This is a genomic window from Streptomyces sp. NPDC096193 (assembly GCF_040302905.1).
Lineage (GTDB): Bacteria > Actinomycetota > Actinomycetes > Streptomycetales > Streptomycetaceae > Streptomyces.
Genome location: NZ_JBEOSJ010000011.1, coordinates 60036 through 79169, shown reverse-complemented (window position 1 = coordinate 79169; position 19134 = coordinate 60036). Strand labels below are relative to the sequence as shown.

At 70.3% G+C, this 19134-nt stretch carries 20 protein-coding genes and 2 pseudogenes; 20 read left to right on the top strand and 2 right to left on the bottom strand.

What is annotated here, in order from left to right; all coding sequences use genetic code 11:
* Nucleotides 1–78: 78 nt before the first annotated feature.
* Nucleotides 79–915 (bottom strand): methyltransferase domain-containing protein, encoded by an 837-nt coding sequence (locus ABTX78_RS18065; RefSeq protein WP_352207758.1) that lies wholly within the window; start codon nt 913–915, stop codon nt 79–81.
* Nucleotides 916–1125: 210 nt separating this feature from the next.
* Here ABTX78_RS18065 and proS point away from each other — a divergent pair, with 210 nt between their 5' ends.
* The 18 genes and pseudogenes from proS (at nt 1126) to ABTX78_RS17975 (ending at nt 15757) form a co-directional block, all read left to right on the top strand.
* Nucleotides 1126–2538 carry a proline--tRNA ligase gene (gene proS / locus ABTX78_RS18060; protein WP_352207757.1) on the top strand — a complete coding sequence of 471 codons (1413 nt, stop codon included), beginning with the start codon at nt 1126–1128 and terminating at the stop codon, nt 2536–2538.
* A gap of 273 nt (nt 2539–2811) precedes the next feature.
* Complete coding sequence (locus ABTX78_RS18055) at nt 2812–3405, top strand: hypothetical protein (RefSeq protein ID WP_313943844.1); 594 nt, start codon at nt 2812–2814, stop codon at nt 3403–3405.
* 206 nt (nt 3406–3611) lie between these two features.
* Nucleotides 3612–4067, top strand: coding sequence for a 30S ribosomal protein S16 (gene rpsP / locus ABTX78_RS18050; RefSeq protein WP_352207756.1), 456 nt, complete (start codon nt 3612–3614; stop codon nt 4065–4067).
* A 2-nt stretch (nt 4068–4069) separates the two neighbouring features.
* Complete coding sequence (locus tag ABTX78_RS18045) at nt 4070–4309, top strand: RNA-binding protein (protein WP_003958958.1); 240 nt, start codon at nt 4070–4072, stop codon at nt 4307–4309.
* A gap of 88 nt (nt 4310–4397) precedes the next feature.
* On the top strand, nt 4398–4952 hold the full coding sequence (rimM, locus tag ABTX78_RS18040; RefSeq protein WP_352207755.1) for a ribosome maturation factor RimM: 555 nt from the start codon (nt 4398–4400) through the stop codon (nt 4950–4952).
* The gene (gene trmD / locus ABTX78_RS18035) at nt 4952–5773 is read left to right on the top strand and encodes a tRNA (guanosine(37)-N1)-methyltransferase TrmD (RefSeq protein ID WP_352207754.1); all 822 of its coding nucleotides are present in this window, start codon (nt 4952–4954) and stop codon (nt 5771–5773) included. Before rimM ends, trmD begins: the two co-directional genes overlap by 1 nt.
* 132 nt (nt 5774–5905) lie before the next feature.
* Entirely contained in the window at nt 5906–6256 is a 351-nt protein-coding gene (rplS, locus tag ABTX78_RS18030; protein WP_352207753.1) for a 50S ribosomal protein L19, read from the top strand.
* Between the two features lie 71 nt (nt 6257–6327).
* Nucleotides 6328–7107, top strand: a complete 780-nt coding sequence (gene lepB / locus ABTX78_RS18025) for a signal peptidase I (protein WP_352207752.1) — start codon at nt 6328–6330, stop codon at nt 7105–7107.
* Nucleotides 7100–8192 (top strand): annotated as a pseudogene (gene lepB, locus ABTX78_RS18020) (signal peptidase I). Before lepB (ABTX78_RS18025) ends, lepB (ABTX78_RS18020) begins: the two are co-directional and overlap by 8 nt.
* Nucleotides 8080–9000 carry a signal peptidase I gene (gene lepB, locus ABTX78_RS18015; RefSeq protein WP_352207873.1) on the top strand — a complete coding sequence of 307 codons (921 nt, stop codon included), beginning with the start codon at nt 8080–8082 and terminating at the stop codon, nt 8998–9000. The pseudogene lepB (ABTX78_RS18020) and the gene lepB (ABTX78_RS18015) overlap by 113 nt, the downstream one beginning before the upstream one ends.
* Before the next feature lie 73 nt (nt 9001–9073).
* Nucleotides 9074–9832, top strand: a complete 759-nt coding sequence (lepB, locus tag ABTX78_RS18010) for a signal peptidase I (RefSeq protein WP_352207751.1) — start codon at nt 9074–9076, stop codon at nt 9830–9832.
* Nucleotides 9833–9944: 112 nt separating this feature from the next.
* Nucleotides 9945–10442, top strand: coding sequence for an NUDIX hydrolase (locus ABTX78_RS18005; protein ID WP_352207750.1), 498 nt, complete (start codon nt 9945–9947; stop codon nt 10440–10442).
* Between the two features lie 54 nt (nt 10443–10496).
* The gene (locus tag ABTX78_RS18000; protein ID WP_003993268.1) at nt 10497–10805 is read left to right on the top strand and encodes a DUF2469 domain-containing protein; all 309 of its coding nucleotides are present in this window, start codon (nt 10497–10499) and stop codon (nt 10803–10805) included.
* Between the two features lie 84 nt (nt 10806–10889).
* Nucleotides 10890–11252: a YraN family protein gene (locus ABTX78_RS17995; protein WP_352207749.1), complete on the top strand. Its 363-nt coding sequence runs from the start codon at nt 10890–10892 to the stop codon at nt 11250–11252.
* Nucleotides 11252–12868 (top strand): YifB family Mg chelatase-like AAA ATPase, encoded by a 1617-nt coding sequence (locus ABTX78_RS17990; protein ID WP_352207748.1) that lies wholly within the window; start codon nt 11252–11254, stop codon nt 12866–12868. Before ABTX78_RS17995 ends, ABTX78_RS17990 begins: the two co-directional genes overlap by 1 nt.
* The gene (gene dprA, locus ABTX78_RS17985) at nt 12868–14043 is read left to right on the top strand and encodes a DNA-processing protein DprA (protein WP_352207747.1); all 1176 of its coding nucleotides are present in this window, start codon (nt 12868–12870) and stop codon (nt 14041–14043) included. The genes ABTX78_RS17990 and dprA overlap by 1 nt, the downstream gene beginning before the upstream one ends.
* Nucleotides 14044–14292: 249 nt before the next feature.
* Entirely contained in the window at nt 14293–15129 is an 837-nt protein-coding gene (whiG, locus tag ABTX78_RS17980) for an RNA polymerase sigma factor WhiG (RefSeq protein WP_352207746.1), read from the top strand.
* A 70-nt stretch (nt 15130–15199) separates the two neighbouring features.
* Entirely contained in the window at nt 15200–15757 is a 558-nt protein-coding gene (locus tag ABTX78_RS17975; protein ID WP_352207872.1) for a TetR/AcrR family transcriptional regulator, read from the top strand.
* 679 nt (nt 15758–16436) lie between these two features.
* Here the strand turns inward: ABTX78_RS17975 and ABTX78_RS17970 are convergent.
* A pseudogene (locus ABTX78_RS17970) lies at nt 16437–16979 on the bottom strand (peptidoglycan DD-metalloendopeptidase family protein); the annotation flags it as partial.
* Between the two features lie 256 nt (nt 16980–17235).
* Between ABTX78_RS17970 and rpsB the strand changes: the two are divergent.
* Both rpsB and tsf read left to right on the top strand, forming a co-directional pair.
* Entirely contained in the window at nt 17236–18183 is a 948-nt protein-coding gene (gene rpsB, locus ABTX78_RS17965) for a 30S ribosomal protein S2 (RefSeq protein ID WP_352207745.1), read from the top strand.
* Nucleotides 18184–18291: 108 nt separating this feature from the next.
* Complete coding sequence (gene tsf, locus ABTX78_RS17960) at nt 18292–19128, top strand: translation elongation factor Ts (RefSeq protein WP_352207744.1); 837 nt, start codon at nt 18292–18294, stop codon at nt 19126–19128.
* Nucleotides 19129–19134: the final 6 nt, after the last annotated feature.

Here is a 19134-nt window from a genome sequence, read left to right as displayed (position 1 = left end):
CGCCGCACCGCGCCGGCCCGCTCGCGGCCCTCGTCGGCGCGACGGCAGTCCCCTCCCGCCGGAGGGGACTGCCGAGTCTCAGGGGGTCCGGGCTATCAGGTAGCGGAAGACGTTCGGCATCCACACCGTCCCGTCGCCGCGGACGTACGGATGCAGCGCCTCCGCCATCTCCTTGCGGACCTGCGCCAGGTCCGTGGCGCGCACCGCCGCCGAGTAGAGCCCCGTCGACAGCAGTCCCCGCACCGCACTGTCCAGGTCCGCGTACCCGAAGGGGCACGCCACCCGGCCCGAGCCGTCCGGTTTCAGGCCCGCCTTGGAGGCCACGTCCTCCAGGTCGTCCCGCCGCGCGGGACGCCAGCCGCTGCCGCGCATCCGCTCGGCCACCCGCAGCACGCCCGCCGTGGCGCAGCGCTCCGGAGGCCCCCAGCCGGTGAGCACCACCGCGCTGCCGCGCTCGCCGAGCTCCACGGCCTCTTCCAGCGCCGGTCCGAGCCCCTCGGTGTCACCGGCGGCGCAGCCGATGGGCTGGAACGCCGTGATCATGTTGTACGGGGACCCCGCCGCGCCGGCCGCGTCCCGCACCTCGCCGTCCACCAGGTCGACGTCCTGCGCGCCCGCGCGCGGGCCGTCCTCCGGAGCCATCCGTTCCTTCGCCAGTGCGAGCCGCTCACGGTCCGTGTCGACGCCCGTCACGCTCGCTCCGCGCGAGGCGGCGATCAGCAGGGCGAGACCGGAGCCGCAGCCGAGGCCGAGCAGCCGGGTCCGTGAACCGACCTCCAGCCGTGAGTACACCGCTTCGTACAGCGGCACCAGCATCCGTTCCTGGATTTCGGCCCAGTCCCGGGCCCGTGCGCACGCCTCGGCGGGCGTCAATGACGCCCTACGGGGTCGGTGTCGGACGAGCGTTGGTGTCATGGAAAGCGCCCCAATCCGCCGTGTGTGGCCGAGTACTGGACTGCCCCCGTGTTTCCGTGCGATCCCCCGTATGCCAGAGAACTCCCCATGCGTCCCCGCGTCCAGGGGGCGTGGGGGGAATGCTTGGGTTCCCGGGGCTTCCCGTACGCATGTGCGCCCCGGCTCCGGTCGATTCACGGGGCGGACCCGTGTCGCCGTACGATGCGCGCCATGGCAAAGGCACCCGTTCTCACGCCCCAGGCTGAAGACTTCCCTCGCTGGTACCAGGACCTGATCAACAAGGCCGAGTTGGCGGACAACGGCCCGGTGCGCGGCACCATGGTCATCCGGCCGTACGGCTACGGCCTGTGGGAGCGGATGCAGCAGGAGATGGATGCCCGCATCAAGGACGCGGGTGCCCAGAACGCCTACTTCCCGCTCTTCATCCCCCAGTCTTACCTGACTCGCGAGGCTGAGCACGTCGAGGGCTTCGCGCCCGAGCTCGCCGTGGTCACGCACGGTGGCGGCAAGGAGCTCGAGGAGCCCGTCGTCGTCCGCCCCACCTCCGAGACGATCATCAACGACTACTTCTCGAAATGGGTGCAGAGCTACCGGGATCTGCCGCTCCTGATCAACCAGTGGGCCAACGTGGTCCGTTGGGAGATGCGCCCGCGCGTCTTCCTGCGGACGACGGAATTCCTCTGGCAGGAGGGCCACACCGCCCACGCCACCTACGAGGAGGCCCGGGACTACGCCGCGCACATCCACAGGAACGTGTACGCGGCCTTCATGGTCGACGTCCTCGGCATCGACGTCGTCCTCGGCCGCAAGACCGCGCGCGAGCGCTTCGCCGGAGCCGTCAACACCCTGACGCTGGAAGGGATGATGGGCGACGGCAAGGCGCTGCAGATGGGCACGAGCCACGAGCTCGGCACCAACTTCGCCAAAGCCTTCAACACCCAGTACCTGTCCAAGGACGGCAAGCAGGAGCTCGTCTGGCAGACCTCCTGGGGCAGCTCCACCCGGATGGTCGGCGGACTGATCATGTCCCACGGCGACGACAACGGACTGCGCGTCCCGCCGCGCCTCGCAGCCGTCCAGGTCGTCGTCATGGCCATCAAGGGCGACGAGGCCGTCACCAAGGTGCGCGAGATCGGCGACCGGCTCAAGGCCGCCGGTCTGCGTGTCCACGTCGACGACCGTACGGACACGCCGTTCGGCCGCCGCGCGGTCGACTGGGAACTCAAGGGCGTCCCGGTACGCGTCGAGATCGGCCCGCGGGACCTGGAGGCCGGCACCGCGATGCTCGCCCGCCGGATTCCGGGAGGCAAGGAGCCGGTGCGCATCGACGACCTGGCCGGACTGCTGCCCGCGTTGCTGGAGGAGGACCAGGCCCGGCTGCTGCGCGAATCGCGGGAACGGCGCGAGTCCCGTACCGCGGATGTGACCGGGATCGACCAGGCCGCCGAGGCCGCCATCGCGGGCGGCTGGGCCAGGATCCCTTGGGCGACGCTGGGCCAGGAGGGTGAGGCGAAGCTCGCCGAGCAGTCGGTGTCGGTGCGCTGTCTGGTCGCCGAGGACGGGTCGGTGCCCGACGCGGATGACGCGCCGGGTAATGTCGCGATCGTCGCGCGGGCCTACTGAGGCAGCGCAGCAGCACGACCCGTGCCACGCAACCCGTGCCACGCAACCCGTGCCACCGGCCCGGCTCCGGGCCGCGGCCCCCGGCGCGCAGCCCTCGTCACGCGCGGGGCGTACGAGCCGCTACATACCACCTTGTTGCGAGCTGCGAGGCTTCTCCGCAGATCAGCGCACCCGCCCTCGTCAGGACGCATCAATGGCAACTGACGGGTACGTGCAAATTATTTGGGATGCCCCGTAATGGAACCCGCGAGACGTCCGGCTCGTTATCACGACGTGAGCACGACACCACCTGTTCTCGCCGCAGAGCTGGCACAGGCGTGGGCCGACATTCAGCGGCACCACCCCGAACTGCCGGATCTTGCCGCGCCCGAGTCCCTGATCGGAGAGTCCTCGTCCGCCTGCGGCGCCGAGCTCTCCTTCGAGCGACTGCTTCACGAAGCGGTCCACGGCATCGCCGCCGCGCGAGGTGTCCGCGACACCTCACGCGCCGGCCGCTACCACAACCGTCGATTCCTGGCGATCGCCGAGGAGATGGGTCTCGACCATGTGGAGGAGCCGCACCCCAGCAGCGGGTTCTCCCTGGTTGCGCTCAGCCCCGAGGCGAAGCGCCGCTACCGTCCCACGATGGAGAGACTGCAGCGTGCCCTCAAGGCGCACACGGTCGCCACAGCCTCCGACACCAAGCGCTCCTTCCGCGGACCTGCCGCCCGGCACGGCTCCTCGGGCGGCGGTGTGCGGGTGAAGGCCGTCTGCGACTGCGGTCGCAACGTCCGGGTGGTGCCGTCCGTCCTGGCCCAGGCCCCGATCGTCTGCGGTGGCTGCGGTAAGCCTTTCCGTATCCCCGAAGTGGTCGCCGCGGCGAGCTGACCCCCGGCACCGGCCGCCGACGGGGGCGGTGCAGGTCCGGGGGGAAGCGAGCCGTCGGCGTGTGGCACAATGGCTAGCTGTACTCGACAGTCGCACAGGACCCCTCTCTCCTCCGGCTGACGCGTCCATCGGGCACCCCGAGTACCGCAACCCCACGTGGCATCTCGTTGTGCCCAACCACGTCAAGACCAGGAGACACCACTTCCGTGGCAGTCAAGATCAAGCTGAAGCGTCTGGGCAAGATCCGTTCGCCTCACTACCGCATTGTCGTCGCCGACTCCCGTACCCGCCGTGACGGCCGGGCCATCGAGGAGATCGGTCTGTACCACCCGGTGCAGAACCCCTCGCGCATCGAGGTCGACTCCGAGCGCGCGCAGTACTGGCTGTCCGTCGGCGCCCAGCCGACCGAGCCGGTCATGGCGATCCTGAAGCTCACCGGTGACTGGCAGAAGCACAAGGGCCTGCCGGCCCCGGCGCCGCTGAAGGTCGCTGAGCCGAAGGCCGACAAGCGCGCCGCGTTCGACGAGTTCGCCAAGAGCATCGAGGGCGGCGAGTCCAAGGGTGAGGCCATCACCCCGAAGGCGAAGAAGTCCGACAAGAAGGCGGACGAGGCGGCTGAGGCTGATTCGTCGGCGTCCGCCGCTGAGTCGACCGAGGCCTGAGCATGCTCGAGGAGGCTCTCGAGCACCTCGTGAAGGGCATCGTCGACAACCCGGACGATGTGCAGGTCGCCTCGCGCAACCTGCGCCGTGGACGTGTGCTCGAGGTCCGGGTCCATCCCGACGACCTCGGTAAGGTGATCGGCCGCAACGGCCGCACCGCGCGCGCTCTGCGGACCGTCGTGGGCGCCATCGGCGGCCGTGGCATCCGCGTCGACCTCGTCGACGTGGACCAGGTCAGCTGACCAGAAGAACACCGGCACGGGCCGGGGAGGGCTTTCGAGCCGTCCCCGGCCCGTCGTCGTACGGGTCGTACGAAAGAGAGAGTGCAACGTGCAGTTGGTAGTCGCCCGGATCGGCCGTGCCCACGGCATCAGGGGCGAGGTCACCGTCGAGGTGCGCACCGACGAGCCGGAGCTGCGGCTCGGGCCGGGTGCCGTCCTCGCCACCGAGCCGTCCACGGTCGGGCCGCTGACGATCGAGACCGGCCGGGTGCACAGCGGCCGGCTGCTGCTGCGCTTCGAGGGCGTACGCGACCGCACCGCCGCCGAGGCCCTGCGCAACACCTTGCTGATCGCCGACGTGGACCCCGAGCAGCTGCCCGAGGACCCCGACGAGTACTACGACCACCAGCTGATGGACCTCGACGTCGTCCTCGCCGACGGCACCGAGATCGGCCGGATCACCGAGATCAGCCATCTGCCGTCGCAGGACCTGTTCATCGTCGAACGGCCGGACGGCAGTGAGGTGATGATCCCGTTCGTCGAGGAGATCGTCACCGGCATCGACCTGGAGGAGCAGCGGGCCGTCATCGACCCGCCGCCCGGGCTGATCGACGCCAGCGAGGCCGAGATCGCGTCGGCGCGCGATGCCGGGGACGAGAACTGATGCGGCTCGACGTCGTCACGATCTTCCCCGAGTATCTGGAACCGCTGAACGTCTCGCTCGTCGGCAAGGCACGCGCCCGCGGACGGCTCGACGTCCACGTGCACGATCTGCGGGAGTGGACGTACGACCGGCACAACACCGTCGACGACACCCCTTACGGCGGCGGCCCCGGCATGGTCATGAAGACCGAGCCGTGGGGCGACGCCCTGGACGATGTGCTGGCGAGCGGCTACGAGGCGGGCGCCCACAGCCCCGTGCTGGTCGTGCCCACCCCCAGCGGCCGTCCCTTCACCCAGGAACTCGCCGTGGAGCTCTCCGGGAACCCCTGGCTGATCTTCACGCCCGCCCGCTACGAGGGCATCGACCGCCGGGTGGTCGACGAGTACGCGACCCGGATGCCGGTCCACGAGGTCTCCATCGGCGACTACGTCCTGGCCGGCGGCGAGGCGGCCGTCCTGGTGATCACCGAGGCGGTGGCGAGGCTGCTGCCCGGTGTCCTCGGTAACGCGGAGTCGCACCGCGACGACTCCTTCGCACCCGGCGCCATGGCGAACCTCCTCGAAGGGCCCGTCTACACCAAACCGCCCGAGTGGCGTGGCCGCGCCATTCCGGACGTGCTGGTCAGCGGGCATCACGGGAAGATCGCGCGCTGGCGCAGGGACGAGGCGTTCCGGCGTACGGCGCTCAACAGGCCGGACCTGATCGAGCGTTGCGACCCGGCCGCCTTCGACAAGAAGGACCGGGAGACGCTGTCCATCCTGGGCTGGGCCCCGGAGCCCGGCGGCCGATTTTGGCGCAGGCCCCCGGCCGTGGAACAATAGGCCGCTGCTGTGCGTCCGGCCGGCGCCCCTGCCACAGGGGGAACGACGCCCGCTCGACGAGGACAGCAACCTCAATCTCACTCTCGACCGTTCCGTCGATGACCTGTGGCATCGGCGAGGAAGCAGCTCACCATGGCCCACCTGCTCGACAACGTCAACGCGTCTTCGCTGCGCAGCGATGTTCCCGCCTTCCGTCCCGGTGACACCGTGAACGTCCACGTGCGCGTCATCGAGGGCAACCGCTCGCGTATCCAGCAGTTCAAGGGCGTTGTCATCCGCCGTCAGGGTTCGGGCGTCAGCGAGACCTTCACGGTCCGCAAGGTCTCCTTCTCCGTTGGCGTCGAGCGCACCTTCCCGGTGCACAGCCCGATCTTCGAGAAGATCGAGCTCGTCACCCGCGGTGACGTCCGTCGCGCGAAGCTGTACTACCTCCGTGAGCTGCGCGGCAAGGCCGCGAAGATCAAGGAGAAGCGCGACAACTGAGCGTCGTGCGACTGAGCTTCGGCTCACACGACGCCCGTGTCCGCAGAAGGGCCGGATAGGCTTCGCCCTCGATGGACACCGAAGCGGAGAACACAGAGCGCGACCGCTCTTCCACCCCCGAAGCCGGGGTAGAGGGAGAGGGGTCGCGCTCCGTGCGTTCCTCCCGGCTCTCCGGGATCTCGTGGAGGAGAGCCGCGCTTCTGGGTGTGGCCTGCGCGTTCGCGGTCCTGATGGTCAGCCGTTTCGTGGTGCAGCCCTTCCAGATCCCCAGCAGTTCCATGGAGCCGGCCCTTCAGGTCGGGGACCGGGTGCTGGTGAACAAGCTGGCGTACCGTTCCGGCTCGGAGCCGCAGCGCGGGGACATGGTCGTCTTCGACGGCACGGGCTCCTTCGTCCGGGAAGGCCTGGCGGAGAATCCGGTCAGCTCGGCGGCACGGGATGCGCTCGCGGCACTGGGTCTCGCCGAGCCGGCCGAAACCGACTTCGTGAAGCGCGTGGTGGGTGTGGGCGGCGACCGTGTGGTCTGTTGCGACAAGGGGGGCAGGGTCGAGGTGAACGGCGTACCGCTGGACGAGAGGTATCTCCATCCCGGCGACGTTCCGTCCGAGGTGCCCTTCGACATCGTCGTTCCCGAGGACACCCTGTGGGTCATGGGGGACCACCGGAGCAGTTCGCGCGACTCCCGGGACCATCTCGGTGAGCCCGGCGGCGGCATGGTGCCCGTCGACAAGGTCATCGGGCGGGCGGACTGGATCGGCTGGCCCCTCGGCCGCTGGACCTCCCTGGAGCGTCCGGACACCTTCTCCCGCGTACCGGAGGCGGGACGAATGCCGGACGGCGCCCATGGGTAACCGTGGGCGTCGCGCCAGCCACCGATCCGACACCCGGCTTCCGACCGGGACCCGGCCGACCAACGGTGCGAGGTCTCTGCCTGGCCGGGCCGAGCGGCGACGGCTCGCGCAGAAGGTGAAACGCAAGCGGCGTCGTTCCGCCGTCAAGGAGATACCCCTCCTGATCACCGTGGCGCTGATGATCGCGCTGGTGCTGAAGACGTTCCTGGTGCAGGCGTTCGTGATCCCGTCGGGCTCGATGGAGCAGACGATCCGCATCCAGGACCGTGTGCTGGTGGACAAGCTCACGCCGTGGTTCGGCTCCCGGCCCGAGCGCGGTGACGTCGTCGTCTTCAAGGACCCGGGCGGCTGGCTCCAGGACGAGCAGAACCCGTCGACGGCGCAGGATCCGATCGTCGTCAAGCAGGTCAAACAGGGTCTGACCTTCATCGGGCTGCTGCCGTCCGACGACGAGCAGGACCTGATCAAGCGGGTGGTCGCGGTCGGCGGGGACACCGTCAAGTGCTGTGACAAGGACGGTCGCGTCACGGTCAACGGGACCCCGCTCGTCGAGCCCTATCTGAACCCCGGAAACGTTCCTTCGACGCTGAAGTTCGAGGTCGACGTACCCAAGGGGCGGATCTTCGTGATGGGTGACCATCGCGCCAACTCGGCCGACTCGCGCTTCCACCTCGACGAGAAGGACCGGGGCACGGTCTCCGAGGACGAGGTCGTCGGGCGCGCGGTCGTGATCGCCTGGCCCATCGACCACTGGCGCAAACTGGAGGAGCCGGAGACATACGCATCGGTCCCGAACGCGCGTGCCGGTTCGACCGGGGCACTCGGAGCGTCGAATAGTGTGTCCCCTCAGGATCAGAACGGATTGATCCTGCTCCCGAGCCCTGCGGAACTCCCGCTCGTTATGGGAGTGGTGGGCCTGCTTCTCCTTCGGGGCAGGCGGTACGCACGGAGACAGGAGTGGATGTGGGGGATGTGGCGGTCGGCGCACGATCCGGACACGAACAGCCGGAGGACAGGCCGGGCGGGCACGCCGAGCCACCCGCGGAGATGACGGGCGGGACGGCGGACGATCCGCCGCGCGGTGACGACCACGGCGCGGACGGCGGATCGGCGGAGGGCAGTGGTACGGGACAGAAGAAGCAGCGATCCTTCTGGAAGGAACTGCCGCTCCTGATCGGTATCGCGCTGCTTCTCGCGCTGCTCATCAAGACGTTCCTCGTGCAGGCCTTCTCGATCCCGTCGGACTCGATGCAGGACACCCTGCAGCGCGGCGACCGGGTGCTCGTGGACAAGCTCACGCCGTGGTTCGGCTCGGAACCGGAGCGCGGCGAGGTCGTGGTCTTCCACGACCCGGGCGGCTGGCTCGACGGCGAGCCCACCCCGGCCCCGAACATCGCGCAGAAGTTCCTCAGCTTCATCGGCCTGATGCCCTCGTCCGAGGAGAAGGACCTGATCAAGCGGACGATCGCGGTCGCCGGCGACACGGTGGAGTGCAAGAAGGGCGGCCCGGTCAAGGTCAACGGGAAGGCGCTCGACGAGCCGTACATCTTCCCCGGGGACACCCCCTGCGACGACCAGCCGTTCGGGCCGTTCAAGGTGCCGAAGGACCGGATCTGGGTGATGGGCGACCACCGCCAGAACTCCCGGGACTCCCGGTACCACATGGAGGACGTGAACGGCGGGTTCGTCCCGGTCGACAAGGTCGTCGGACGCGCTGTCGTGGTCGCGTGGCCGCTCAACCGCTGGGCGACACTGCCGGTGCCGTCCACCTTCGACCAGCCCGGCATGAACACCGCCGCGGCGGCCGTCTCGTCGAGTGCGCCGCTGGCGATGGGCGCGGCGGGTGCCCTGCCGATCGTGCTGTGGCGCCGGCGGAGGCTGACCGACGGGTAGGGTGCCGTCCCAGATCGCACGATCCCCGGGCAGCGCGTCCCGGGGGCGAGTCTCCGAGGTGGGGAGCGCTGGGATGGGAACAGGACGTACGGATGACGGCCACGGCCGGCTCGGCAGTGCTCTGTCGGGCGTGGCCGTGGCCGTCGGCTGTGTGCTCTTCCTCGGAGGGTTCATCTGGGGTGCCGTGGTCTATCAGCCGTACACCGTGCCCACCGACTCCATGACGCCGACCGTGCGGGTCGGGGAGCGGGTGCTGGCGGAGCGGATAGACGGCGACGAGGTACGGCGCGGGGACATTGTCGTGTTCCGCGACTCCCAGTGGGGAGACATGCCGATGGTCAAGCGGGTCGTCGGCGTCGGCGGCGACAAGGTCGCGTGCTGTGGCGACGGCGGAAAGCTGACCGTCAACGGCACGGCGATTGACGAACCGTATCTGCAGAAGAAGGGCCCCGCTTCGGGGAAGACCTTCAGCGCCACGGTGCCGCAGGGCCAGCTGTTCATGCTCGGGGACGAGCGCATGGGGTCGCTGGACTCCCGTGTGCACCTCCAGGACCCCGGGCAGGGGGCGGTGCCCCGTTCGGCGGTGGAGGCCCGGCTGGACGCCGTGGCCTGGCCCCTGGACGGCGGGCTGCTGGAGCGGCCCGAGGGGTTCGAGGCGCTGCCGGGAGGGGTCTCCCGCATCGGGCCGGTGCAGCTGATCGTCGGGGTGATCGTGACGGGTGCGGTGCTGATCTTCGGGGGGGCGGCGTACGGGCCGCTGGCCAAGCGGCTGTCCAGGAAGCGCGGGGCGTCCGGGAGCCGGGACAGGAAGGCGACGGCCGGTGTTGGGTGACGATGTCGGACGGGTCCCGGGGCCGGCCGCGGGACCGGCCCCGGAGGGCTCCGGAAGCGGCGGGGCTCTCGGGAGTGGCGCGGCCTTTTCGGGTAGCGGCGGCGGCGAGACCATGCCCGGCTCCGAACATGAGCTGCGAAGGGTCTCACGGGTCGTGCTGCTGGACCCCGAGGACCGGATTCTGCTGATGCACGGCTTCGAGCCCGACGATCCGGCCGACACCTGGTGGTTCACGCCCGGGGGCGGGCTGGAGGGCGACGAGACCCGCGAGGAGGCGGCCCTGCGGGAGCTGGTGGAGGAGACCGGGATCACCGAGGTCGAACTCGGCCCGGTCCTGTGGCGCCGGACCTGCTCGTTCCCCTTCGCCGGCCGCCGCTGGGACCAGGACGAATGGTACTTCCTGGCGCGTACGGCGCAGACGGTGACCGATCCGCGCGGTCTCACGGAGCTGGAGCGGCGCAGTGTCAGGGGCCTGAGGTGGTGGACCTCCGCCGAACTGTCGGCGGCGCGTGAGACGGTGTATCCGACCAGGCTCGCCGAGCTGCTGCGCACGCTGCTCGACGAGGGTCCTCCGAGTACACCGGTGGTCCTGGCCCCAGAAGTGGTCTAGGGGTCCCAGGGCTGTCGCACAATAGGGGGACGCACGGCTGAAGGGGAACATGCCATGAGCGCCGAGGACCTCGAGAAGTACGAGACCGAGATGGAGCTGAAGCTCTACCGGGAGTACCGAGACGTCGTCGGGCTGTTCAAGTACGTGATCGAGACCGAGCGTCGGTTCTATCTCACCAACGACTACGAAATGCAGGTCCACTCGGTGCAGGGCGAGGTCTTCTTCGAGGTCTCGATGGCCGACGCCTGGGTCTGGGACATGTACCGACCGGCCAGATTCGTCAAGCAGGTACGGGTACTCACGTTCAAGGACGTGAATATCGAGGAGCTCAACAAGAGTGATCTCGAACTTCCGAGTGGCTGAGTTTTCCACAAGAGGCGAGTTGTCCACCAAGATCCACACGTGAGGACCTGAAGCGTCACAGTCGGTGCCGGAGGTGGTGCCGAGATGAACGCTACGGGGGCACTGGGACGGTACGGCGAGAAGTTGGCGGCGCGGCTGCTGACCGAGGCCGGCATGACGCTTCTCGCGAGGAACTGGCGGTGCGGGCGGACGGGCGAGATCGACATCGTCGCCCGGGACGGCGACCTTCTGGTCGTCTGTGAGGTCAAGACCCGCCGAGCGGGTCCCTTCGAGCATCCGATGGCCGCGGTCACGCCCACGAAGGCGGACCGCCTCAGACGGCTCGCCGAATGCTGGCTGGAGCGGCACGGCGGCCCACCGCTGGGCGGCGTGCGCATCGACCTCGTCGGCGTGATGCTGCCCCGGCGCGGTGCGCCCGTCATCGAGCATGCGCGGGGGGTGGCCTGATGGGGTTCGCGCGAGCGTGTTCGGTGGCGCTGGTCGGCGTCGAAGGCGTGGTGGTGGAGGTCCAGGCGGACCTGGAGCCGGGCGTCGCGGCGTTCACCCTGGTCGGACTGCCGGACAAGAGCCTGGTGGAGAGCCGGGACCGGGTCAGGGCCGCGGTGGTGAACTCGGGCGGCGAGTGGCCGCAGAAGAAGCTCACGGTGGGGCTCAGCCCGGCGTCCGTGCCCAAGGGCGGCAGCGGTTTCGATCTCGCCGTGGCGATGGCCGTCCTCGGTGCGTCGGAGCGGGTCGACCCCAAGGTCATCGCGGATCTGGTGTTGATCGGGGAGCTGGGGCTGGACGGCCGGGTGCGCCCGGTGCGTGGTGTGCTCCCCGCCGTCCTCGCCGCCGCCGAAGCGGGATACCGGCAGGTGGTCGTTCCGGAGCAGACCGCGGGGGAGGCCCGGCTCGTCCCCGGCGTCTCGGTCCTCGGGGTCAGAAGCCTGCGCCAGCTGATCGCCGTGCTGAACGACGAGCCGGTCCCGCAGGAGGAACCGGTGCCCGAGGGTAGACCGGATCCGATGCTGGCCGGGCTGATGATGCCCGGAGCGGGCATCGGTACCGGTCTCGCTCCGGAGACGGTGGACGGTCCCGATCTCGCCGATGTCGCGGGCCAGTGGGCCGCGCGGACGGCGTTGGAGGTCGCCGCGGCGGGCGGCCACCATCTGATGCTGCACGGCCCGCCGGGGGCGGGGAAGACGATGCTGGCGGAGCGGCTCCCCGGCGTGCTGCCGCCGCTGACGCGGCAGGAGTCCCTCGAAGTCACGGCGGTGCACTCGGTGGCCGGCATCCTGCCGCCCGGCGAACCGCTGGTGCGCACACCGCCCTACTGCGCACCCCACCACTCGGCGACCATGCAGTCGCTCGTCGGCGGCGGGAACGGGCTGCCGAGACCCGGGGCTGTCTCGCTGGCGCACCGGGGCGTGCTGTTCCTCGACGAGACCCCGGAGTTCTCCGGCAAGGCGCTGGACGCCCTGCGTCAGCCGCTGGAGGCGGGCCATGTCGTGGTGGCGCGCACCGCGGGCGTGGTCCGGCTGCCGGCGCGCTTTCTGATGGTCCTCGCGGCCAATCCGTGCCCGTGCGGACGGCACACCTTGCAGGGCACGGGCTGCGAGTGCCCGCCGTCGGCCGTCCGCCGCTATCAGGCACGACTGTCCGGACCACTGCTCGACCGGGTCGATCTGCGGGTCGAGGTCGAACCGGTCAACCGCAGCGATCTGCTCGGTGCGGGCAGACGGGGCGAGCCGACCGCGGTGGTCGCGGGTCGGGTGCTCGCGGCGAGACAGCGTGCCGCAGCCCGGCTGCGGGACACCCCCTGGACCGTCAACAGCGAGGTGCCGGGGCACGAACTGCGGACCCGCTGGGTCGTCGCACCCGGCGCCCTGTACGCGGCCGAGCGCGACATGGAGCGCGGACTGCTCACGGCCCGCGGGCTGGACCGAGTACTGCGGGTGGCCTGGACGATCGCCGACCTCGCCGGGCACGACAGGCCTCAGCCCCAGGACGTCGATCTGGCCCTGGAACTGCGCACCGGAATCTCGCGCGGTGCGCCGATGCCGACGGGTGGAGGTGGGCTGTGATGCCGGGCGGCGGCTCGTCGGTGGGGGACGACGAGCGCATCGCACGGGCCGCCCTCACCCGGGTGTTCGAGCCCGGGGACGAGCACGGCGGACGGTGGCTGGCCGAGATGGGCCCCCTCGAACTCCTGGCCCGTCTCACCACACCTGGGCCCGACGACGTACCACTGCCCGGCGCGTCACCGCGCCGAGTGGCGAGCTACCGCATACGGGCGGCGGCGGCCGACCCGCTGCGCGATCTGGAGGCGGTGGCCTCCTTCGGCGGCCGGTTCATCTGCCCGGGCGAGGGGGAATGGCCGACTCAGCTGGACGACCTCGGCGATGCCAGACCCGTGGGGCTGTGGATCAGGGGGCGGCCCGACCTGCGGAAATGGGCCCTGCGGTCGGTCGCGGTCGTGGGCGCCCGGGCCTGCACGCCGTACGGGGCGCACATGGCCGCCGGCCTCGGCTCGGGGCTGGCCGAGCGGGGCTGGGTCGTGGTGTCGGGCGCGGCTTTCGGGGTCGACGGCTCGGCGCATCGCGGCGCCCTGGCGGCAGGCGGTGCCACCGTCGCCGTGCTGGCCTGCGGCGTGAACGTCGCCTACCCGCGAGGCCACACCGAATTGCTCGGACGGATTGCCGAACAGGGCCTGGTCGTGGGGGAGTTGCCGCCGAGCGACCATCCGACGCCCAGCAGGTTCATCCTGCGGAACCGGGTGATCGCCGCCCTGACCCGGGGCACGGTCGTCGTCGAGGCCGAGTACCGCAGCGGGTCGCTGGCCACGGCGCGCAGCGCCCAGAGACTGGGCCGGCACACCATGGGTGTGCCGGGACCTGCGACCAGCGGCCTTTCGGGCGGCGTGCACGAACTGCTGCGTGGCGAGGCAGTGCTGGTCACCGACGCCGACGAAGTGGCGGAGCTGGTCGGAGAGATCGGAGAGCTGGCGCCGGAGCGGCGCGGCCCGGTGCTGCCGCGTGACGTGCTCGATCCCCTGAGTGCGCGGGTCCTTGATGCTCTGCCGGCGACTGGCGCGGTTGACGGCGTCCGAATCGCCCGTGACGCCGGCGTCACCCCGGACGAGGCGCTCGGCAGGCTGTACGAACTGCAGGCCCTTGGTTTCGTCGAACGGCACGGAGATGGTTGGCAGTTGACACGCACCGCCGTCGGGCGGTCGAACGCGCGGCGAGGCGGTCCTTGACCTGGGGCATTCGGGTGAAAAGGTGTGGGCGATGACCTCCGCAGGCCTGTTGGTGACACCGGAAGGACCGGCGCGTGCCGTGCTCGCGCCGGTTCGAAGGTGTGGCCGATGGCTGATACCCCGCACAGGTTCCATCCCCCTGCCTTCGCCCACCGCGACCGCGCAGTCACGCTACGCTCACCATTTCCGCCCAGACGCTCGTCCCCCTTCGCTCCCCTCCCCCCACAGCAGAACGGCTCAAGGCAACGCATGCCCCAGCACACCTCCGGGTCTGACCGCGCGGCAGTGCCCCCCGCTGCCCGTGGCACCGTGCGGCCCCCCGCTCCCTCCTCCCTCGAGGAGCTGTGGCGGTCGTACAAGGACACAGGGGACGAGCGACTGCGGGAGCAGTTGATCCTGCACTACTCACCGCTGGTGAAGTACGTCGCGGGCCGGGTGAGCGTCGGGCTCCCGTCCAACGTCGAGCAGGCGGACTTCGTCTCCTCCGGGGTCTTCGGGCTCATCGACGCCATCGAGAAGTTCGACATCGAGCGGTCCATCAAGTTCGAGACGTACGCGATCACCCGCATCCGTGGCGCGATGATCGACGAACTGCGGGCCCTGGACTGGATTCCGCGCTCGGTACGCCAGAAGGCCCGTGCCGTCGAGCGCGCCTACGCCACCCTCGAAGCGCAGCTGAGACGTACCCCGTCCGAGAGTGAGGTCGCTTCCGAGATGGGCATCGCTGTGGAGGAACTGCACGCTGTTTTCAGCCAGTTGTCGCTCGCGAATGTGGTCGCCCTGGAGGAGCTGCTGCATGCCGGGGGCGAGGGTGGCGACCGGCTCAGCCTGATGGACACCCTGGAGGACACGGCCGCGGACAACCCGGTCGCGGTGGCCGAGGACCGTGAACTGCGCCGGCTGCTCGCCCGGGCCATCAACACCCTCCCCGACCGTGAGAAGACCGTCGTCACCCTCTACTACTACGAGGGCCTGACCCTCGCCGAGATCGGCAACGTCCTCGGAGTGACCGAAAGCAGGGTCAGCCAGATCCACACGAAATCGGTCCTCCAGCTGCGGGCGAAGCTCGCAGACGTGGGACGTTGACGCGGATTCCTGCCTGCCTCCGGCGGGACATCCGTAGAGTGGGCGCGTGCCAAGGATTCGAGCGGCCTCCGTGGCCGAGCACCGGACGATGCAGCGCGACGCCCTGCTGGATGCCGCGCGCTCCCTGTTGTCCGAGGGCGGGACGGAGGCGCTGACCTTCCCCGCTCTCGCCGAGCGCACGGGCCTCGCCCGGTCCTCCGTGTACGAGTACTTCCGTTCGCGAGCAGCGGTCGTCGAGGAGCTCTGCGCGGTGGACTTCCCCGTGTGGGCGGCGGAGGTCGAGACCGCGATGCAGCGCGCGGACTCGGCGGAGGGCAAGGTCGAGGCGTATGTGCGCCGGCAGCTGGCCCTCGTGGGGGACCGGCGGCACCGGGCTGTCGTCGCGATCTCCGCGAGTGAGCTGGACGCGGGTGCGCGGGAGAAGATCCGTGCCGCGCACGGCGGGCTGATCGCGATGATCGTCGAGGCGCTCGGCGAGCTGGGCCATGAGCAGCCCCGGCTCGCGGCGATGCTGCTTCAGGGCGTGGTGGACGCGGCGGTCCGGCGGATCGAACTGGGCGCGGCGGAGAATCCCGCGTCGGTCGCGGACGCGGCGGTGTCCATGGCGATCCGGGGTGTGCGCGGCTGAGTCCGGGTTTCCCTTCCGCTCCTGTCGCTCCTCCTTCTTGTGGTTGCTGAACGTGGCGGTCGGCAGGCCCCTCCCGCCGCCTGACCAGGCCGTCCGGCGACCGGTCCCGCGGTCCCGCGGCCTGGCCGGGCTGCCAGTCCCGCCAGTCGCGCCGCCCGTCCGGGTCGGCGGAGCCTGCCGGGTCCCGCCGCCTGACCGGGCCGTCCGGTTGTCCGGTCCCGCGGGTCCCTCTGGCTGACCGGTCCCGCCGGTCCCGCCGCCCGACCGGGCAGTCCGGGCCTGCCCGGCACCCGCGCTCGCCGGCTCGGATCTCGTGGCTGAGTGCCACCGTGGTTCTGCTCCCTCCGCGCGCCTGCGCCTGCAACGCTGACGCGCGTATCACCGCAGCTGGCGAGGCCCGGCGTTGACTGCGGACGGACCTCGCCGCCCTGACCCCGCCGCGGCCGCGCCGGGCCAGCCCCCGCCTCGTCAGCCCTGCGTGCACCAGCGCTACCGTCACCAGGAGCGCCGCCGCGTGCAGCGCCCCTGCCGAGCCCATCGCACTCGCCGCCACCGGCTCCGACGCCTGTTCTGCGGCCGGCTCCGCCATCGCCTGCACGGTCCGGCCGACGCTCCCCTGCTCACCCGCACCCGCACCCGCACCGGCACCCGCACCCGGACCCGCGCCCGCCTCCAGCTCCGGTACTTCCAGGACCGGAAGCAGCCGTGAGGGGCCGCGGCGCAGCAGCCAGGGAGGCAGCAGCGTGAGCGGATCCAGATAGTCCGTGCCCCGCAGCAGCCCCCAGTGCAGACAGCCGACCGCGCAGTGCGAAGGGCCGGCCTCGACGTGCCCCACCACATCACCCGCGCGAACCTCCGTGCCCACCGCGGCCAGTGCCGTCACCGGCTCGTAGGTCGTGCGCAGGGGAGGATCCCCCGTACCGGTGAGACTGATGGTGAGCACGCCCCGGCCCGCCACCTTGCCCGCGAAGGAGACCTGTCCGGGCGCGGCCGCCCGCACCGGTGCCCCGGGCGAGGCCGCGAGGTCAATGCCGCGGTGACCCCTTCCGTACGCCGAGGCCGGTGGCTCCCAGCCCCGTACGATCTGTGGACGTGGTGGCCCCAGCGGCCAGCTTCCGGTGTCGCCCGCGGGCAGGGGGCGAGCGGACGCCCGGTCGGCCGACGCCGTCGCGACGACCAGCACGAACAGGGCGAGCAAGGGCCCGAGAAGTCTGCGGTTCATGGCACAGACCGTCCCGTACGACCCCCGAACCGAGTGGATCATGCTCCGGATCTGTGGAGTACCGATCGGTTGTGGACAGCGCCGTCACCCGGCACTGTCCGGGTCCCGTACACTTCTTCTGGCGATCCGGGTCACCGGGTCGACTTCGCACGCCCCGCCATCCACCCTTCGAAGGTCGATGGCCGCGCTCCTCGGTCCCTTGTGGCATGGCGCGTCGGGGCGTCAGGACAAACCGAGAATCCAAGGAGATACGGCCATGGCCGTCGTCACGATGCGGGAGCTGCTGGAAAGCGGCGTCCACTTCGGTCACCAGACCCGTCGTTGGAACCCGAAGATGAAGCGATTCATCTTCACGGAGCGCAACGGCATCTACATCATCGACCTGCTCCAGTCGCTGTCGTACATCGACCGCGCCTACGAGTTCGTCAAGGAGACCGTCGCCCACGGCGGCTCCATCATGTTCGTCGGCACCAAGAAGCAGGCCCAGGAGGCCATCGCCGAGCAGGCGACGCGCGTTGGCATGCCGTACGTCAACCAGCGTTGGCTCGGCGGCATGCTGACCAACTTCTCCACGGTCTACAAGCGCCTGCAGCGCCTCAAGGAGCTGGAGCAGATCGACTTCGAGGATGTGGCCGCGTCCGGCCTCACCAAGAAGGAGCTCCTGGTCCTCTCGCGCGAGAAGGCCAAGCTGGAGAAGACCCTCGGCGGCATCCGCGAGATGCAGAAGGTGCCGAGCGCCGTCTGGATCGTCGACACCAAGAAGGAGCACATCGCCGTCGGTGAGGCGCGCAAGCTCCACATCCCGGTCGTCGCGATCCTCGACACCAACTGCGACCCCGACGAGGTCGACTACAAGATCCCGGGCAACGACGACGCGATCCGCTCCGTCACCCTGCTCACCCGCGTGATCGCCGACGCCGTCGCCGAGGGCCTCATCGCCCGTTCCGGCGTCGCCACCGGCGACTCCAAGCCGGGCGAGAAGGCCGCCGGCGAGCCGCTCGCCGAGTGGGAGCGCGACCTCCTCGAGGGCGAGAAGAAGGCCGACGAGGCTGAGAAGCCCGCCGAGGCCGAGGCCCCGGCTGCCGAGGCCGACAAGCCGGCCGAGGCCGCGGCCGACGAGGCTGAGAAGCCCGCCGAGGCGGAGGCGCCCGCCGAGGCCCCCGCCGCCGAGGCCGAGAAGCCGGCTGACGCCGAGCAGGCCTGAACCGCACAGCTTCGGTAGGTGAACGGCGGGGGACGGTGCCACAAGCGCCGGCCCCCGCCGCTCACCCGTAGATCTTCGACTTTCGACTTTCGAGAGAGATTCAGGGACATGGCGAACTACACCGCCGCTGACGTCAAGAAGCTCCGCGAGCTCACCGGCGCCGGCATGATGGACTGCAAGAAGGCCCTCGACGAGGCCGAAGGCAGCGTCGACAAGGCCGTCGAGCTCCTTCGCGTCAAGGGCCAGAAGGGCGTCGCCAAGCGCGAGGGCCGCAACGCAGAGAACGGCGCCGTCGTCTCTCTCATCTCCGAGGACCAGACCTCCGGTGTCCTGCTCGAGCTGAAGTGCGAGACGGACTTCGTCGCCAAGGGTGACAAGTTCCAGGCCGTCGCCAACTCGCTCGCCGAGCACGTCGCCGCCACCTCCCCGGCCGACCTCGACGCGCTGCTCGCCTCCGAGATCGAGGCCGGCAAGACCGTTCAGGCGTTCGTCGACGAGGCCAACGCCAACCTGGGCGAGAAGATCGTCCTGGACCGCTTCGCGCAGTTCTCCGGTGCGTACGTCGGTGTCTACATGCACCGCACGATGCCCGACCTCCCGCCGCAGGTCGGCGTGCTGGTCGAGCTCGACAAGGAAGACGCGCAGATCGCCAAGGACGTCGCGCAGCACATCGCCGCGTTCGCGCCGAAGTACCTCAACCGCGATGAGGTCCCGGCCGACGTCGTCGAGAACGAGCGTCGCGTCGCCGAGGCCACCTCGCGTGAGGAGGGCAAGCCCGAGGCCGCCCTCCCGAAGATCGTCGAGGGTCGCGTCAACGGCTTCTTCAAGGAGGTCACCCTCCTCGACCAGCCGTTCGCGAAGGACAACAAGAAGTCCGTCCAGAAGGTTCTGGACGAGGCCGGTGTCACGCTGAAGCGCTTCGCGCGCATCCGCGTCGGCGCCTGAGCAAGT

Excerpts from the sequence above, each read along its gene's own strand:
- tsf (WP_352207744.1), top strand. The coding sequence starts at position 18,292 with ATGGCGAACTACACCGCCGCTGACGTCAAGAAGCTCCGCGAGCTCACC.
- trmD (WP_352207754.1), top strand. The coding sequence starts at position 4,952 with ATGCGGCTCGACGTCGTCACGATCTTCCCCGAGTATCTGGAACCGCTG.
- ABTX78_RS18045 (WP_003958958.1), top strand. The coding sequence starts at position 4,070 with ATGCTCGAGGAGGCTCTCGAGCACCTCGTGAAGGGCATCGTCGACAAC.
- ABTX78_RS17995 (WP_352207749.1), top strand. The coding sequence starts at position 10,890 with ATGAACGCTACGGGGGCACTGGGACGGTACGGCGAGAAGTTGGCGGCG.
- ABTX78_RS18065 (WP_352207758.1), bottom strand. The coding sequence starts at position 915 with ATGACACCAACGCTCGTCCGACACCGACCCCGTAGGGCGTCATTGACG.
- rplS (WP_352207753.1), top strand. The coding sequence starts at position 5,906 with ATGGCCCACCTGCTCGACAACGTCAACGCGTCTTCGCTGCGCAGCGAT.
- rpsB (WP_352207745.1), top strand. The coding sequence starts at position 17,236 with ATGGCCGTCGTCACGATGCGGGAGCTGCTGGAAAGCGGCGTCCACTTC.
- ABTX78_RS18000 (WP_003993268.1), top strand. The coding sequence starts at position 10,497 with ATGAGCGCCGAGGACCTCGAGAAGTACGAGACCGAGATGGAGCTGAAG.
- lepB (WP_352207751.1), top strand. The coding sequence starts at position 9,074 with ATGGGAACAGGACGTACGGATGACGGCCACGGCCGGCTCGGCAGTGCT.
- proS (WP_352207757.1), top strand. The coding sequence starts at position 1,126 with ATGGCAAAGGCACCCGTTCTCACGCCCCAGGCTGAAGACTTCCCTCGC.
- lepB (WP_352207752.1), top strand. The coding sequence starts at position 6,328 with ATGGACACCGAAGCGGAGAACACAGAGCGCGACCGCTCTTCCACCCCC.
- dprA (WP_352207747.1), top strand. The coding sequence starts at position 12,868 with ATGCCGGGCGGCGGCTCGTCGGTGGGGGACGACGAGCGCATCGCACGG.
- whiG (WP_352207746.1), top strand. The coding sequence starts at position 14,293 with ATGCCCCAGCACACCTCCGGGTCTGACCGCGCGGCAGTGCCCCCCGCT.
- ABTX78_RS18005 (WP_352207750.1), top strand. The coding sequence starts at position 9,945 with ATGCCCGGCTCCGAACATGAGCTGCGAAGGGTCTCACGGGTCGTGCTG.
- ABTX78_RS17990 (WP_352207748.1), top strand. The coding sequence starts at position 11,252 with ATGGGGTTCGCGCGAGCGTGTTCGGTGGCGCTGGTCGGCGTCGAAGGC.